General features: G+C 62.4%; 14 protein-coding genes. 6 read left to right on the top strand and 8 right to left on the bottom strand.

All coding sequences use genetic code 11. The annotated features are described in order from the left end of the window. Nucleotides 1–82 precede the first annotated feature (82 nt). The gene (locus BI343_RS16165) at nt 83–874 is read right to left on the bottom strand and encodes a transporter substrate-binding domain-containing protein (protein WP_071110475.1); all 792 of its coding nucleotides are present in this window, start codon (nt 872–874) and stop codon (nt 83–85) included. A 163-nt stretch (nt 875–1037) separates the two neighbouring features. Here BI343_RS16165 and BI343_RS16160 point away from each other — a divergent pair, with 163 nt between their 5' ends. Then, nucleotides 1038–1388: a DUF2325 domain-containing protein gene (locus tag BI343_RS16160; RefSeq protein WP_071110474.1), complete on the top strand. Its 351-nt coding sequence runs from the start codon at nt 1038–1040 to the stop codon at nt 1386–1388. Between the two features lie 106 nt (nt 1389–1494). On the opposite strand, the gene BI343_RS16155 is transcribed toward BI343_RS16160, so the two are convergent. Further along, the gene (locus tag BI343_RS16155; RefSeq protein ID WP_071110473.1) at nt 1495–3117 is read right to left on the bottom strand and encodes a methyl-accepting chemotaxis protein; all 1623 of its coding nucleotides are present in this window, start codon (nt 3115–3117) and stop codon (nt 1495–1497) included. Here BI343_RS16155 and BI343_RS20640 point away from each other — a divergent pair. From BI343_RS20640 to BI343_RS16135, 4 genes are all read left to right on the top strand, one after another. After that, entirely contained in the window at nt 3111–3506 is a 396-nt protein-coding gene (locus tag BI343_RS20640; RefSeq protein ID WP_083341031.1) for a DUF2254 family protein, read from the top strand. The two genes, BI343_RS16155 and BI343_RS20640, sit on opposite strands and share 7 nt — an antisense overlap. Nucleotides 3507–3585: 79 nt before the next feature. Beyond that, nucleotides 3586–4161: a GNAT family N-acetyltransferase gene (locus BI343_RS16145; RefSeq protein ID WP_071110471.1), complete on the top strand. Its 576-nt coding sequence runs from the start codon at nt 3586–3588 to the stop codon at nt 4159–4161. Nucleotides 4162–4306: 145 nt separating this feature from the next. Beyond that, nucleotides 4307–4504 (top strand): hypothetical protein, encoded by a 198-nt coding sequence (locus BI343_RS16140; protein WP_071110470.1) that lies wholly within the window; start codon nt 4307–4309, stop codon nt 4502–4504. Between the two features lie 124 nt (nt 4505–4628). Beyond that, nucleotides 4629–5309: a DUF3313 domain-containing protein gene (locus BI343_RS16135; RefSeq protein WP_071110469.1), complete on the top strand. Its 681-nt coding sequence runs from the start codon at nt 4629–4631 to the stop codon at nt 5307–5309. Nucleotides 5310–5312: 3 nt separating this feature from the next. On the opposite strand, the gene BI343_RS16130 is transcribed toward BI343_RS16135, so the two are convergent. Together BI343_RS16130 and hflX are read right to left on the bottom strand one after the other, a co-directional pair. Next, the gene (locus BI343_RS16130; protein WP_211269449.1) at nt 5313–5864 is read right to left on the bottom strand and encodes a GNAT family N-acetyltransferase; all 552 of its coding nucleotides are present in this window, start codon (nt 5862–5864) and stop codon (nt 5313–5315) included. 175 nt (nt 5865–6039) lie between these two features. Next, the gene (hflX, locus tag BI343_RS16125) at nt 6040–7428 is read right to left on the bottom strand and encodes a GTPase HflX (protein ID WP_071110468.1); all 1389 of its coding nucleotides are present in this window, start codon (nt 7426–7428) and stop codon (nt 6040–6042) included. A gap of 161 nt (nt 7429–7589) precedes the next feature. Here hflX and BI343_RS16120 point away from each other — a divergent pair, with 161 nt between their 5' ends. Next, entirely contained in the window at nt 7590–8876 is a 1287-nt protein-coding gene (locus BI343_RS16120; protein ID WP_071110467.1) for a DEAD/DEAH box helicase, read from the top strand. 55 nt (nt 8877–8931) lie between these two features. Here BI343_RS16120 and BI343_RS16115 read toward each other — a convergent pair whose 3' ends face one another. From BI343_RS16115 to BI343_RS16100, 4 genes are all read right to left on the bottom strand, one after another. Next, a complete protein-coding gene (locus BI343_RS16115) occupies nt 8932–10134 on the bottom strand; it encodes an acetyl-CoA C-acyltransferase (protein WP_071110466.1) in 1203 nt (400 codons plus the stop codon). Between the two features lie 193 nt (nt 10135–10327). Beyond that, nucleotides 10328–12703 carry a 3-hydroxyacyl-CoA dehydrogenase/enoyl-CoA hydratase family protein gene (locus BI343_RS16110; protein WP_071110592.1) on the bottom strand — a complete coding sequence of 792 codons (2376 nt, stop codon included), beginning with the start codon at nt 12701–12703 and terminating at the stop codon, nt 10328–10330. A gap of 446 nt (nt 12704–13149) precedes the next feature. Further along, on the bottom strand, nt 13150–14643 hold the full coding sequence (locus tag BI343_RS16105; RefSeq protein ID WP_071110465.1) for an OmpP1/FadL family transporter: 1494 nt from the start codon (nt 14641–14643) through the stop codon (nt 13150–13152). A 184-nt stretch (nt 14644–14827) separates the two neighbouring features. Next, entirely contained in the window at nt 14828–15205 is a 378-nt protein-coding gene (locus tag BI343_RS16100) for an acyl-CoA thioesterase (protein WP_071110464.1), read from the bottom strand. Nucleotides 15206–15256 lie beyond the last annotated feature (51 nt).

Here is a 15256-nt window from a genome sequence, read left to right as displayed (position 1 = left end):
TCACTCCCGCCGCGCAGATGAAAAGCGCCGGCGTTTATCTGAAGGACGACGGCCGAGCCGGCATGGTCAGCCAAGTGGACGTCTATGGCTGATCCGGCCGGCTGACGATATCGGCCATGAACCACTTGCGAGACAGCGCCAGCAAGGTGCCGTCGCGCTGCAAATGCCCAATGGCGCGATTGACCCGCATCAGCAGCTGCGGATTATCCTTGCGTATCACCACACAGGCATCCTCTCGCGCCAGCGTCCGTCCCGCAGCCACCAAATCGCCCCGCGTCTTCAGCATCAGATTCAGCGCCGCCAGCCGATTGATCACGATGGCATCCACCTCGCCTCGGCGCAAGCCATCGTATTTGGTTAAATCGTCGTGGTACAGATGGACATGCGCCTGCGGCGCATTGGCGCGCAGCCACTGTTCATAGTTGGTCTCGGCCCCGACGCCGACGTGCGCGCCAGCCAGATCCGCCGCGCTGTGGAAACGCGCCGCGTCGGCCTTGCGCACCACCATCTGCAAGCCGCCATAGGTATAGGGAATGGAGAAATCGAAGCGGCGCTGACGCTCGGTGGTCGCCACGACCTGATTGATCACCACATCCACCCCGCGGGCGGACAGGCTGCTCAGCATATGGGTCCAGGCAATGGTATGGAAATGCGCCTGGACGCCGAGTTGCTTCGCCAGCTCGCGGCCGAAATCCACTTCGAAACCCTGCAGCTCGGCTCCGGGAGCAGCACGAAAACTATAAGGCGGAAATGTCCCCTCCAGGCCGATCTCCAACACGCCTTTGCGTTGAACCTGCGCCAACTGATCCGCCCTGGCGGCCGGCGGCAATAGCAGCAGAACCACAGCCAAGATATGCGGCAACCAAGACTTCATGATGCTCCTTCCCGCCGTTCCACCCATCCATGCGTTCGATCTTTACAACATAGGCGCAATGCGCGGCGGCCGCCATCGCGCGACGAAACATGCTGAAAGTACAGGTTGACGTTAGTAATGATAATTATTATCATTCTCAAAAATCACTGAAGGAGATCGTCCCATGAACGCCATGCTGGTTGGAGCCGACACGCTGGGCAACATCCCCGACGTGCTGCAGAGCTACGGCATTACCATCAACCGCCACCTGAGCGGCCGCAACAGCTCGCACCAGCGCAAAGTGGACCGGCTGCCTGCCGGAACCGAGCTGCTGATCCTGTTCACCGACTTCCTGGGCCACAATGTGATGCGCCACTTCCGCGAACTGGCCGCCGAGCAGCAAATCCGCTTCATCGCCTGTCGCCGTTCGGTCTGCGCGCTGAAACAATCGCTGAGCGGCGCCGGCATGTGCGAAAACCCCTGCGCCGCCTGCCCGCAGCGCGCCAGTGAAAAGGCCGGCAAGCGCAAACGCTAGCCAGCCTGCGGCAGGGCCATCCTCAACCGTCAGACGACGGGCATACGGCGGCCCGCCCATGTCGGCCTACGCCATCCGCGCCAAGCATGATACGCATCAACAGCCGCTATACCCTGAAGCGCGATACGGTGGCGCGCAGCTCCGCAGCCAGCGCGTTGAGACGCTGAGCCGCAGTCGAGGTCGTGTCCGCCACGTTACTGCCCTCTTCGGAAACCTGCGCGATTCGTTCCAGCTGCTGCGCAATTTCAGTGCTGGCGTCGGCCTGCTCGCCGATCCCAGAGGCGATCTCGCCAACCAAGGCGACAGCCTCGGCGGCGCGCTGGCTGATCTGGGTGATGGTTTCTCCGGCCTGATTAGCCGATTGTTCGCAGCCCCGCACCTCGCCGACCACCTCATTCATATGCCGCACCGCGTTCAACGCCTCCTGCTGCATCGCCTGTATCATGCCATTGATCTCCAGCGTCGCCGCTGCAGTCCGCTCTGCCAGCATGCGCACTTCGTCCGCCACCACCGCGAAGCCACGCCCCATTTCGCCGGCCCGCGCGGCCTCTATCGACGCGTTCAGCGCCAAAAGATTGGTTTGTTCCGCCACGCCCTTGATGACTTCAGTCACGCTGCCTATCGCCGCAACCTGGTCGCGCAGCTTTTCCACGGTGCCGGCCGCGTCGCTGACGGTTTCAACCGAGGACTGGATCTGCGCCACGGTTTTGAGGATCACTTGCTCGCCGGACGCCGCCAAATGCCCAGAGTCGCTGCTGAGCCGGCTGGCCTCCTGAGCGCGGTCGCGCACGTGGGCGATGCTGACAGTCAGTTGCTCCACCGAGGCCGCCATGCTGGAGCAGGCCTGTGACGATGTCGCGGCGCTGACCGCCAGTTCGTCGGCGGTTTCTCGCATGCCGCGCGCCGAGTCCGCCACCCCGCTCACTGCGCCGCCCACCTCGCTGAAACTGCGCTGCAGCGTCTGCAGCAAGGAATCCAGCGCTTGCAGCGCATCCGCGATCTCGTCATGCCCCGCCGGCTCGGTGCGGCAGGTGAAATCGAGTTCGCGCGCCACTTGCGCAAGCGCATCCCGCGCCCCGTTCAAAGGCATGGTGATTGAGCGCTGCAGAACATAGCCGGCGCCCAACAACACCAGCACGCCGACAACGATCACAGCGATCATCTGTCCCCACGCGGCCTTGTAATCTTGCTCCGCCGACAGCCGCCCTGCCCGCGCGTCTTCGCGGCTGGCTTTGACCATGTCTTCCACCAGCGCGCCCATCGAAACGGCCGCGCCATTGATCTTGGGGTTGTACACCGGAGGGGGATGATCCGGATCGGCCTTGGAGGCGGCCAGCAAGGGGGAGACTGCGTCAATATATTCGGCCAGCCGGGACTGGAACTGCTCGCCCTTCTGCTGCAATTCTGCCTGCAACGGCAACTGATGATAGGCGGCCAACAAGCTGTCCAAGTTCTCCCTATGCTCTCGCACCTGCTGTTCCGCCGCCTGCTTGACCGCCGGATCGCGGCTGGCGATATGGCGCACCGTCTCCAGCCTCATGCCTGTCAGCTCTGCGCTCAGGCTGCGCGAGATGTCCACCTCGGCCAGCGACACCTCGTCCAATTTGCGCAATTGCAGCTGCACAGCCTGCAGGCGCGACAAGCTGATCGCGCCCAGCAGCACAAAAGCGAGAATGGACAGTACAATCAACACGGCAATCCGCCGCCCCACCGTCAAACGCAGTGCCATTGCCGGCTTCCAGCGATCGTGAATATCAATACAGTGTAGATCAGGCTGAAGCCGCCCCGATCTCAACCACACGCCGAGCAAAACAGATATCATGTGCATCCTGCCCGTCGCGCAGCGACCCTCAGGTAGCCCAGGTGATGCTATCCGCCATCGCCACCTCCATCATGACCGTGGCGTCCATCGTATTCGCCATTTTGCTGATGTCGCTGACGCTGGCGTCCATGCAGTTCTCGCCCAGAATCATCGTCAGCTTCTCCCGCGACAAGGTCACGCAGCGGACGCTGGGCATCTTCCCGGGCGCGCTCGCCTACTGCATCGCCGCGGAGACCGAACAGGCCATGAGCCGGATGCGCGGGCGGCTGGATGCGCTGCAAACTCTGGCAGCCTGAGACACTGCGGCGCGCAATCCGGCGTCTCGCGCAGTCGTCCCAGTCTTGCCGCCCCAACCCAAGACCACAATCGGAATACATGATGGAAATCCTGTCCCAACCTTATCAGACCTTGCCGCGAACCTTGCGCCGCGAATGCGCCGTGATGCTGCACCAGGCCTACCAGTGCCCAGGAGAGCCGGACCCCGACGACACGCTGCACAAGCCGGAATATCACGCGCAAGCATTCTGCCTGCTGCAGCGCAGCCGTCTCGTCGCTTACGCCGCAGTATTGGGCTTCACCGTCAGCCATGGCGGGCAGGCGTTTGCCCTGGCCGCCCTCAGTTGCGTCGCGACTCACCCTGGCCATCGGCGGCAAGGCTTGGGCGAGCGCGTTGTCGCAGCGGCCTCTGCCTGGCTGAGAGAATGCGGGAAATATGACATCGCCGCCTTCACCTGCGATGCCGAGCTGGGGCCGTTTTACGCGCGGGCGGCGGCTTGGAGAACGGTTGACGACGTCGTGTTGCTCGCCCACTCGGGAAACCATGCCTTGCGCAGCGATCGCCTTGGCAAAACAGTGGTGCTGGAGCTGCTGTCCGCACGGGCGCAATCCGCCGCCGCGGCGTTTCGCTCAAGCACGATCAACCTGGGCTTGCCGGAGGGAGAGTTCATCTGAGCGGGGTGCGGGATGCTGGAGGGCAATCAGGGCGTCGTTGTCCCATGTGGCGGAAAGGGCAACACTGCGGAGCGAGACGTTGCGGAAATATGCAAAAAGAGTAAAATCCCTGCCTATAAATTTTCGTTTACGCAGGACTTCCATCATGAAAACCGGCAACGCCGACCCCGAAGGTCCCAGTTCGCGCTCTCTCTTGCAATATTGGCTGCATAAACTGAATCACTCCCGGCTCCGCATGGACGACAAGCTCCATTCCGAGCCGATTCAGGAAGAAATCCTGCTGAATCTGATGGTCATCTGCTGCATCATACTATTAGCCTTGTTCACCTATCTGCATCGCTGAATCTCCGGCCCGCTTCCGCGGGCCTGGTCGTTTCCCGCACACGGCACGCGACAATTTCCTCTGTCCGAATTATGCTGTCGACAGCATGTCTGCATACTTCAATCGACTAACAAAGGAACCGACGATGAAACTGTCCGCACTGACCCTGTGTTGCGCTCTCGGACTGGGCTTGAGCCTGCCCGCCTGGTCCGCCGGCGAAACCGCGAACTCGGAAAACCTGTTCACTGTTCCGCTCAGCGCGTTCCAGCAAAGCAAAAGCAATCCGGATCAGCGCGTGTATCTGAAGCCGGGCGTCGATCTGAAAGCCTACAACACCGTTCTGCTGGAGCCATTGCTGTTCATGCGCCAAGCCAAGGATGGCAACTGGGAGCTGCTGCAATCCGGCGATGAGAACGCGATTGCCGCTTATTTCCATCAACGGATGCAGGCCGAGCTGGCTTCGGCCGGCGTCGCGATGACTCAGCAAGCCGCGTCCGGCGTCGCCCGCTTGCGCGTGGCGGTCACCGCCGTCTCCCAAGACCGGCCAGGCGTGGATGCCGTGGACTTGCTGCCGATCAAGGCGGTGTTCAACCTGGCGCGGCTCGCCACCGGCAAAGAGCCTTATCTGCTGAAGATAGGCAGCATGGCGCAGCTGGAAGACGCCCAGGACGGCACCCTGCTGGCCGGCACGGTCAACCTGCGGCAGAACAAGAAGAGCAAGACCAAGGAAGAACAGATGACGTTGGATCTGATCAAGCCTCTGATCGACCAATGGTGCAAAGACAGCGCCCGCCAGCTGGCCACGCACCTGGGCAAGGCTTCCTGATAGTCAAAACGCTTTGCGCATGAATACGCTGTACGGGTCCTCGCGGTAGGACCCGAACGGCGGGCAAAAGTCGTAACCGGCGCGCTGGTACAAGGCGATGGCCTCGTGCTGGTGGATGCCGGTCTCCAGCATCATGGCGGCGCAGCCTCGCCCCTGCGCCTGCCGCTCCAGAAACGCCAGCACGCTGCGCGCGGCGCCGCGCCCCCGACATTGCGGCCGCACAAACATCCGCTTCAATTCGCCATATTCCGCCGCGCACCAAACCGCGCCGCACCCCACCGCCGCGCCGGTTTCATCGCGCGCCACCGCAAACGCCACCTCGGGCCGCAGCAAGGCTTCCACATCGACGCCGTGATGGCTTTCCGCGGGGTATAAGGGCTTCTGATAGGCATCGAGTTCGTCTATCAATGCCATCACCTCGGGCTGATCCGGCCGCTCCAGCGCGATACTCAGGCTCTGGCGGGAGGATGGCTCTTGCCCAGCCAACGTCTGGACTGTTCGCTTCTGCGCGTCGATATCCGCCACGCGCGCCTTGATTTCAACATTGCTCGCCATCTTGTCATTTCCTTATGGGTTCCACTCCCACTCAAGCAAGGAATTTGCATTCAATCGCCATGCGCTGGCAAGAGGGAAGATTACCCTGATAAAGAAAAGAGCCCTGGCAAGCAGGGCGCTTTTCTCTGTGGCGACGGCATTCCGATTTTAACCATGCCTTGATGGGATGATCTGCCTAGACTTCCCAGTATTCCTTTTCCCTGCCCTGCGAGCCGGGATTGAGACGCTCGCGCAAGCCGCGCAGTTTTTCCGGTTCGCCGCGCACGCGGAACCAGCTGCCCTCGTCCTCGGTGCGTTCTTCCAGCACCTGGCAGTGGCTGTAGATTTCGCCGCGCAATTGCTGCGCCGACCATGGCAGCAACAGTTCCTCCTCCACCAGGTCCTGCTGGAAGAAGGAGACGATGGCGGCGCGCAGGCTGGCCACTTCTTCCGGCCGGCGGGCGCTCATTACCACGCAGCCTGGGTAGCGCGTCTGCAGCTCCGCCGTCCAGGCGGCCTGCTCGGCCTCATCGCCGACATGGTCTATCTTGTTGAACACGCGGATGCGCGGCACTTCATCGGCGCCGATTTCCTGCAGCACCGCGTCGGTCACTTCCAGCTGGCGCTGGAAGCCGGGGTCGCTGGCGTCGATCACGTGCAAGAGCAGCGACGCGTCCAGCGCCTCCTCCAGCGTGGACTTGAACGAGGCCACCAGGCCGTGCGGCAGGTTCTTGATGAAGCCGACGGTATCGCTGACCAGCACCCGCGGCACGCTTTCCGGATACAAGGCGCGCACCGTGGTGTCCAGCGTGGCGAACAGCTTGTTGGCCACCAACACCTCGCTGCCGGTCAGCGCCCGCATCAAGGTGGATTTGCCGGCATTGGTGTAACCGACCAGCGATACCCCGCCCAGGCCGATGCCCTGTCGCTCCAGCCGCCGCGCGCGCTGGGTCTTGCGCTCCAGTTCCATGGCGATGATTTCGCGCTGCAGCTCGGCGATGCGGTCGCGCACCTTGCGGCGGTCCAGCTCGGTATGGGATTCGCCGGAGCCGCGGCCGCCCATGCCGCTTCGTTGCCGGCCTTGCGGGCCGGCCAGCTTGGCCGCTTCGCGCAGCCGCGGCGCCATATAACCGAGACGGGCAATCTCCACTTGGGCGCGTGCCGCGCGCGAGCGGGCGTTGCGATGGAAAATCTCCAGGATGACCATGGTGCGGTCCATCACTTCGCAGCCGACGGCCAATTCCAGATTGCGCGCCTGCGACGGCGAGATTTCGTGGTCCACCAGCAACGCGTCGATCTCGACGGCGCTGGCGTCCCATTCTTGCGCATCGTCGTCCAGCTCGTCGGCGCGGATGCCGCGCTTGACGTACTGGCTGATCTCTTCCAGCTTGCCGACGCCCATATAGGCGGTGCGGTCAAAACTGTTGCGCTTCTGCACAAATATCTGCACCACCTGGAAACCCAGCGTCTTGGCCAGCTCGCTCAATTCGGTGAGCGAGGCTTCGAACTCGACATCGCTGACTTCCGGCAGCTGCACCGAGGCGACAATGGCGTAACGGGGCTTCTCTTTGACTTCTGTTTGCATGGGCAGATGGCTTTATTTAGGAAACGAACCCGGATATTACTCGCAAATGACGCTTCACGCTGACAAGTTGAGCCTCATCGCTTGACCTCTCGACCGGCGCGGCCGATACTCCTGCCGCTTCGGGCCACAAGCCCCCACTTTTCCATAGTTGTCTTCAATACATGCCATTCACCGCCCTAGGCCTGCTGCCCGATCTGGCCCAGTCCGCGCTCCAGCAAGGCTACGCCCAGCCCACCGCCATCCAAAGCGCCGCCCTTCCCGCCATCCTGCAGGGGCGCGATGTGCTGGCCACCGCGCAGACCGGCTCCGGCAAAACCGCGGCTTTCTGCCTGCCGCTGCTGCAGCAATGGCTGGCCAGGCCACGCGGCATCCTGCGCCAACCTCAGGCGCTGGTTCTGCTGCCGACGCGCGAGCTGGCTGCCCAGGTAGGCGAGATCCTGCGCGATCTGGCCCAGGCCCTCCCGAAAAAACTAAAGGTCGCCGTGGTGTATGGCGGCGTGTCCATCAATCCGCAGATGATGGCGCTGCGCGGCGGCGCCGACATCGTCGTCGCCACGCCGGGACGCTTGCTCGATCTGCTGGATCGCAACGCGCTGCGGCTTTCGGCCGTCCAAACCCTGGTGCTGGACGAGGCCGACCGGTTGCTGGACCTCGGCTTCACCGACGAGCTGGGCAGCCTGCTGGCCCGGCTGCCTGCGGCGCGGCAGAACCTGATGTTCTCGGCCACCTTCCCGCCCGCCGTGCTCGCCTTGGCGGAACAGCTGCTGAGCCAACCGCTGCGCATAGACATCGAACAGACAGCCGCCACCGCCCCGGACATCCGCCAGCGCGCCATCGAGGTGGACGCCGCGCGGCGCACCATGCTGCTGCGCCATCTGCTGGCGACGCACGACTGGGACCGAGCGCTGGTTTTCGTGGCCAGCCGCCAGGCGGTGGACAGAGTGGCGGACAAGCTGCAACGCGCCGGCGTGAGGGCCGCGGCCCTGCATGGCGATTGCAGCCAGAGCCAGCGCGGCCAGGTGCTGGCCGATCTCAAGACCGGCCAGCTGCGGGTGCTGGTCGCCACCGACGTGGCGGCGCGCGGCATCGACATCGCCCGGCTGCCGCTGGTGGTCAACTACGACTTGCCGCGCTCGCCGGTAGACTACACCCACCGCATCGGCCGCACCGGCCGCGCCGGGGCCCGCGGCGAGGCCATCAGCTTCATCAGCGCCGACGGCGCCGCCCATTTCCGCTTGATAGAAAAGCGCCAGCAACTAAGCTTGCCGCGCGAGCGGATCGCCGGCTTCGAGCCGACCGAGCCCGCGATGCCAGCCGCTTCGCTGACGGACCCGGACAGCAACGGCGGCATCAAGGGCAAACGCAAGAGCAAGAAGGACAAATTGCGCGAAGCCGCGGCCCAGCAAACGTCAACAGCCGCTGGGGACATCACCGCCGCGAAACCATAAAACAAACCCCGCCGAGAAACCCGGCGGGGTTTTTGTCAGGTCAAGCCGGACAGGTTTACAGCACTTCGATGATGCCGGCGGCGCCCATGCCGGTGCCGATGCACATCGTCACCATGCCGTGGCCCTTCATGCCGGCGTCGCGCATGCCGTGGATCAGGGTGGCGGTGCGGATCGCGCCGGTCGCGCCCAGCGGGTGGCCCAGGGCGATGGCGCCGCCATGCGGGTTCACCTTGGACGTATCCAGGTTCAGATCGCGAATCACCGCCAACGCCTGCGCGGCGAAGGCTTCGTTCAGCTCGATCCACTTCAGGTCGTCCTGCTTCAGGCCTGCCTGGGCCAGCGCGGCCGGGATGGCTTCCTTCGGACCGATGCCCATGATTTCCGGCGGCACGCCCTTGACCGAGAAGGTCACGTAGCGGGCCAGCGGCGTGAGGTTGAATTGCTTCAGCACACGTTCTGACACCAGAATCACCGCGCCGGCGCCGTCGGACATCTGCGAGGAGTTGCCGGCGGTGACGGAGCCCTTGGCGTCGAACACAGTCTTCAGCTTGGCCAGGCCCTCCAGCGTGGTTTCGCGGCGCGGACCTTCATCGGTGTCCAGCACGCGCTTCTTGATGATCACTTCGCCGGTTTCCATATTCGGCGTGCGGTAGGTCACTTCCAGCGGGGTGATTTCGTTCTTGAACTTGCCGCCGTCGATGGCAGCCAGCGCGCGGCGGTGCGATTCCACCGCGAACGCGTCCTGGTCTTCGCGCGACACGCCCCATTGCTGCGCCACTTTTTCAGCAGTCAGGCCCATGCCGTAGGCGATGCCGTAGTTCTCGTCCTTGGCGAAGATTTCCGGGTTCAGCGACACCTTGTTGCCCATCATCGGCACCAGAGACATCGATTCCGAACCCGCCGCGATCACCACGTCGGCTTCGCCGAGGCGGATGCGGTCGGCCGCCATCTGCACGGCGTTGATGCCGGACGAGCAGTAGCGGTTGATGGTGATCCCGCCCACGGTGTTGGGCAGGCCGGCCAGCAGCACGCCGATGCGCGCCATGTTCAGGCCCTGCTCCGCTTCCGGGAAGGCGCAACCGACCACGCAGTCGGAAATCAGTTTCGGGTCCAGGTTCGGCACCTGGGCCAGCGCGCCGGTGATCACATGCGCCAGCATGTCGTCCGGACGCACATTGCGCATCATGCCGCGCGGCGCCTTGCCCACCGGGGTGCGGGTGGCGGCGACGATGTAAGCTTCTTGTACTTGTTTGCTCATTTTCGATTCTCCTGTCGGCCGGCTGATCCAAGCGGTAGAAATCAACCGACCTATCATCTGGCTATTGGCCGTGCTTGCGGGAGGATTCGCAGCGAGCGGGCCGAGGTCAAGGCGAGACGCGCAGCCGTACAAGTGGTACGGCGAGCATCACAGCTTTGAGATCGGCACGCGCAGCAGAATCATCCCCAAGCACTTAGTTGCGCAGCGGCTTGCCGGTGGTCAGCATATTCGCGATGCGGTCCTGGGTCTTGGAGTTCTTCAGCAGGGTCATGAAAGCCTTGCGCTCCAGGTCCAGAATCCATTGCTCGTTGACCAGGGTGCCGGCCTCCACATCGCCGCCAGTCATCACGTCGGCGATCTGCGAAGCGATGAAGAAGTCGTGCTGGCTGATGAAGTTGCCTTCCAGCATGTTCACCAGTTGGCCCTTGATCGACGCCGCGCCGGAACGGCCAGCCACCGGGAAGCCCTTCACCTTCAGCGGCGGGCGGTAGCCGGATTCGGCCAGCGACAACGCCTGCTGCTTGGCGACGTACAAGAGCTCGTAAGCATTGAACACCACGGCGTCGCCCTTGCGGAAGAAGCCCAGTTCTTGCGCCTCGATGCCGCTGGTGGCGACCTTGGCGGTGGCGATGTTCATGAAGTAATCCTTCAGCGCGGCCAGCAGATCGCCCTTGGACTCCTGCGAGGCGCGCAGCGCGAACTCCTTGCAGCCGCCGCCGCCCGGCAGCAGGCCCACGCCCACTTCCACCAGGCCCACGTACGATTCCAGCGCGGCCACGGTCTTGTCGCAATGCATGGCGAACTCGCAGCCGCCGCCAAACACGTAGCCCTGGGTGGCGGCCACAGTCGGAACCTGGCTGTAGCGCAGGCGCAGCGCGGTGGACTGGAAGCGGCCGATCATGGCGTCGATGGCGTCCCAGTCGCCCATCATGAAGGCCGGCATCATCGACTGCAGGTCGGCGCCGACAGAGAACGGCTCTTCGGTTTGCCAGATCACCAAGCCCTTGAAGCGGTCTTCAGCGATGTCGATGGCGGTGTTCAGACCATCCAGCACGGCCGGCCCGATGGCGTGGGCCTTGGACTTGAACGACACCACCAGCACCTCGTCGCCGGTGGTGAAGGCGCGCACGCCTTCGTTCTCGTACACGGTTTCGCCCAGCTGCTCGGACTTCTCGCCCAGCACCTTGGCCGGCGCCAGCTGACGCGCGTAAACGTCCAGCGCGGAGCGGCCTACCAGTTTCTTGTCGGCGGCGTTGTAGGAACCGTCGGCGAAATGCACGCCGGCGCGGTCGCCTTCCAGCACCCAGGCCGGCAGTTCAGCCTTGGCCAGGGACTTGCCGGCGGCGATGTCTTCCTGCAGCCACTTGGCTACTTGCTGCCAACCGGCGGCTTGCCAGGTTTCAAACGGACCGGCGGACCAGCCGAAACCCCAACGGATGGCGAAGTCCACGTCGCGGGCGCAGTTGGCGATATCGGCCAGATGGAAGGAGATGTAGTGGAACACGTCGCGGAAACATGCCCACAGGAACTGGGCCTGCGGATGTTCGCTCTCGCGCAGCTTTTGGAATTTCTCGGCCGGGTTGGCGATCTTCAGGATGTCCTTGACCGCGTCGTCGCCCTTCTCGCCGGAACCCACGTACTCGCCCTTGGCCGGGTCCAGCACCAGCATGCGCTTGCCGTCTTTCTTGTAGATGCCGGCCTTGGTCTTGGAACCCAGCGCGCCGGCGGAGATCAGGCCTTGCATCCAGTCAGGCGTCACGAACAGGCTGTGCCACGGGTCTTGCGGCAGGGTATCCTGCATGGTCTTCACCACGTGGGCGAAGGTGTCCAGACCCACCACGTCGGCGGTGCGGAAAGTGGCGGATTTCGGGCGGCCCAGGCGCGGGCCGGTCAGGTCGTCCACCACATCGAAGCGGATGCCGTACTTGGCGGCGTTGGCGATGGTGGCCAGCATGGAGAACACGCCGATGCGGTTGGCCACGAAGTTCGGGGTGTCCTTGGCGCGGACTACGCCCTTGCCCAGCGTGGACACCAGGAAGCGCTCCAGGTTGTCCAGGATGTGGGCGTCGGAAGTCACGCAGGGAATGATTTCAACCAGGTGCATGTAGCGCGGCGGGTTGAAAAAGTGCACGCCGCAGAAGCGCGGGCGCACCGCGTCCGGGCAGCCTTCGGCCAGCTTGTTGATGGACAGGCCGGAGGTGTTGGTGGCGAAGATGGTGTGCTCGCCCAGATGCGGGGCCACCTTGTGGTACAGGTCCACCTTCCAGTCCATGCGTTCGGCGATGGCCTCGATCACCAGATCGCAGTCCTTCAGCAGATGCAGGTGGTCATCATAGTTAGCCGGCTGGATGTGGGCGACAACGTCGCTGCCAGCCAGCGGAGAGGGTTTCAGCTTCTTCAGACCGTCGATGGCCTTCAGCGCGATGCCGTTCTTGTCGCCTTCCTTGGCCGGCAAGTCAAACAGAATGGTCGGGACTTTGGCGTTCACCAGGTGGGCGGCAATCTGCGCCCCCATCACGCCAGCGCCGAGCACGGCAACCTTGCGTACATTGAATTTGGTTTGAGACATGGTTTCCTCGATTTGTTGAAACACACATGAGACAGGCCCCTCTCAACCTGTCCTGCTTGCTTCCAAGGACGGGCGTTGAATCGTCCTTGCCCAGAATCCGCGCCGACTGTGACAGGCGCGGCGCCGGGTACTGCTTGATAGTAAGGCCGGACTGAATCGCTATTGTTCCGGCCGCACCCGGAGAATGTTTCCTGGCGCTTCCACCCTCGCCGGCACGGATAAAGCGCTCCTACCGGGGGGTGATCTGCGAGCGCAGATAAAATATCAAACACTCGCTTTTATGTGGGATTAGTCTAACCCATTTTGGGCAAAATCAAAGCAGGTTTTGTAAAAAATCTGCACGCGACATCTCAGCAAGCGCAACAACGGCTTCAGCTGTGCCGAAACGGCAACAGGGCAAGCGTTGACGCCTGCCCTGTTGCCGATTTCCGAACGGTGTTAACCGCTTAGAAACGATAGTTGTACTGCACGCCGATCAACTGCAGATAGGTCTTGTAGCTACCCTTGACGGTGCCGCCGTTGCCGGTACATGCAGCGCCAGTCGTCGGGCTTACACCCGCCGGGCTGCAAGCGTCGGTGTAGTTGACGTTAGCGTTCTTGAAATCAATGAAGCTGTAGGCCAGATCGATGGAGCTTTGCTTATTGATCTTGTAGTTGGCGCCGAACGACAGCCACAGACGGTCGCTATCCGGGATAGCCGGATGGCGGTCATTATCAGACTGCAGAGGCGCTTGCTCCCAGGCTACGCCGCCGCGCAGCATCCAGGCATCGTTCAACTGGTAGTTGGAACCGAACGACACGCGCCAGGTGTCCTTCCAGTTCTGATGCAGCACCAGATCGCCCTGAGCCACGCCGTTCACCGTGGATTGCTTGATGTCCAGCTGTTGCAGCTGCGAGTTGCGCACCCAGGTCACATCACCCATCAGCGCCACCTTCGGGTTCAGCTGATGGAAGAAGTTGGCGGAGACGGTTTCGGGAGTGGTCACGTCGACGGAGGCGGAGGCATTCGGATGAGCAAGTTTCGCAGCCACCGCCGCAGGCAGAGTAATACCACCAACGGTTACATTCCCTTGGACATTATTGAATGTCCAAGTAGACGATCCCTGCAAAGACTGCTTGATGCTGGAACGATAAGCCAGACCAAAACGGGTATTCTCATTAAGCTGATACATATAACCTATGTTCCAGCCAAAGCCCCAGTCATTTCCTTCGACGTGAGCCAATCCATCACCACCGACACCGCCGGCCCGCATAACAGCGGCAATTTGCGAGGGATTCGTCAAGGTTACAGTCGCGCCACCCGGTCCAAAGGGACCCGTGATACCACCCGCATTTGCCGCTTTCAAAGCCAGACCGGAAGTTGCATCCGCCATTTGCTCCAGCGTGGCATCCATATATTGAGCGGAAACACCAAAGCCGAAAGAGTGATGATCATCCAGCTTGAATGCGATAGAGGGATTGATGTTCAACGACTGCAGGTTGACGCTCTTCAAGGCGTAACGGCCGGCCCAGTCGAAGCCGTAGTCCAGCTTCGCGCCATACGGCACAAACATGCCGATGCCGGCGGTGATCTTGTCGTTGATCTTGTGCGACAGGTAGAAAGTCGGCGCAGCCACGGCCTTGGGCGCGAAAGTGCCGCCATTGCCAGTGCCGGTAGACTGGCCCAACACATTGGTAGAGCCGTTGTCGGTGTATTTGGAGTCCGGCACCACCAGCGTGGCGCCCAGTACCATTTGCGTGCCTTCCAGGCGGCTCAAGCCAGCCGGGTTGGTGAAGATGGTGGAAGGATCGTTGGCTTCGGCGCCGTTGGCGTGGGCGGTGCCCTGGCCGGAAACGCTCTGCGAACCAAACTGATAACCCGAGGCAGCAGCCTGTGTAGACGCCAGGCCGAACGCGGTGCCCATGATCATCACGGACAGGCTAAGATGCTTGAGCTTCATGCTTCCCTCTCTAGTATTTCTTGAGTAGATATTTTCATTGATCATGACTCATTCATGTCGTGAGTCATGACCGATGCTACCAGAGAATTAGAGCAATCCAACCAAACCGTGGAGCTATTATTCCAAACGTTCGTTTTACTGCAACATTTCCACAACAATTGATGAAGACCGAAACATTCCTGCCTCAGCCCGCCTCCAGCAGACGCGATTTGCCGTCGCGATCGATGGCGACATAGGTGGCGATCACCTCGGTGATCCGCACGTGCGAGCCATCCATGCGCTGCGCCTCCACTGAGATTTTCAGCGTGATGGACTTCTGGCCGATGCGCAGCCGCTCCACATACAAATCCACCACGTCGCCCAGCAAGATGGCCGCGGAAAACTGGAAAGCGTTGACGGCCACTGTGGTGACCGGGCCGCGCGACAAACGCTCGGCATCCAGGCTGCCCGCCAAGTCGATCTGGCTCATCAGCCAGCCCGCCTGCACTCGCCCATAGGCATTGGTGCTGGTGGGCAAGGCCCTTACCCGCAACACCGGCACCCTGGCTTCTTGCTGTTCCATCACACACTCTCCCGCCTTTATCACTTTGTCGCGTTCGACAAAACGGCCGCA

The sequence above is a fragment of the Chromobacterium amazonense genome (assembly GCF_001855565.1).
Lineage (GTDB): Bacteria > Pseudomonadota > Gammaproteobacteria > Burkholderiales > Chromobacteriaceae > Chromobacterium > Chromobacterium amazonense.
Note: the sequence above shows the minus strand (reverse complement) of the source record. Positions and strands in the feature narration are given on the sequence as shown.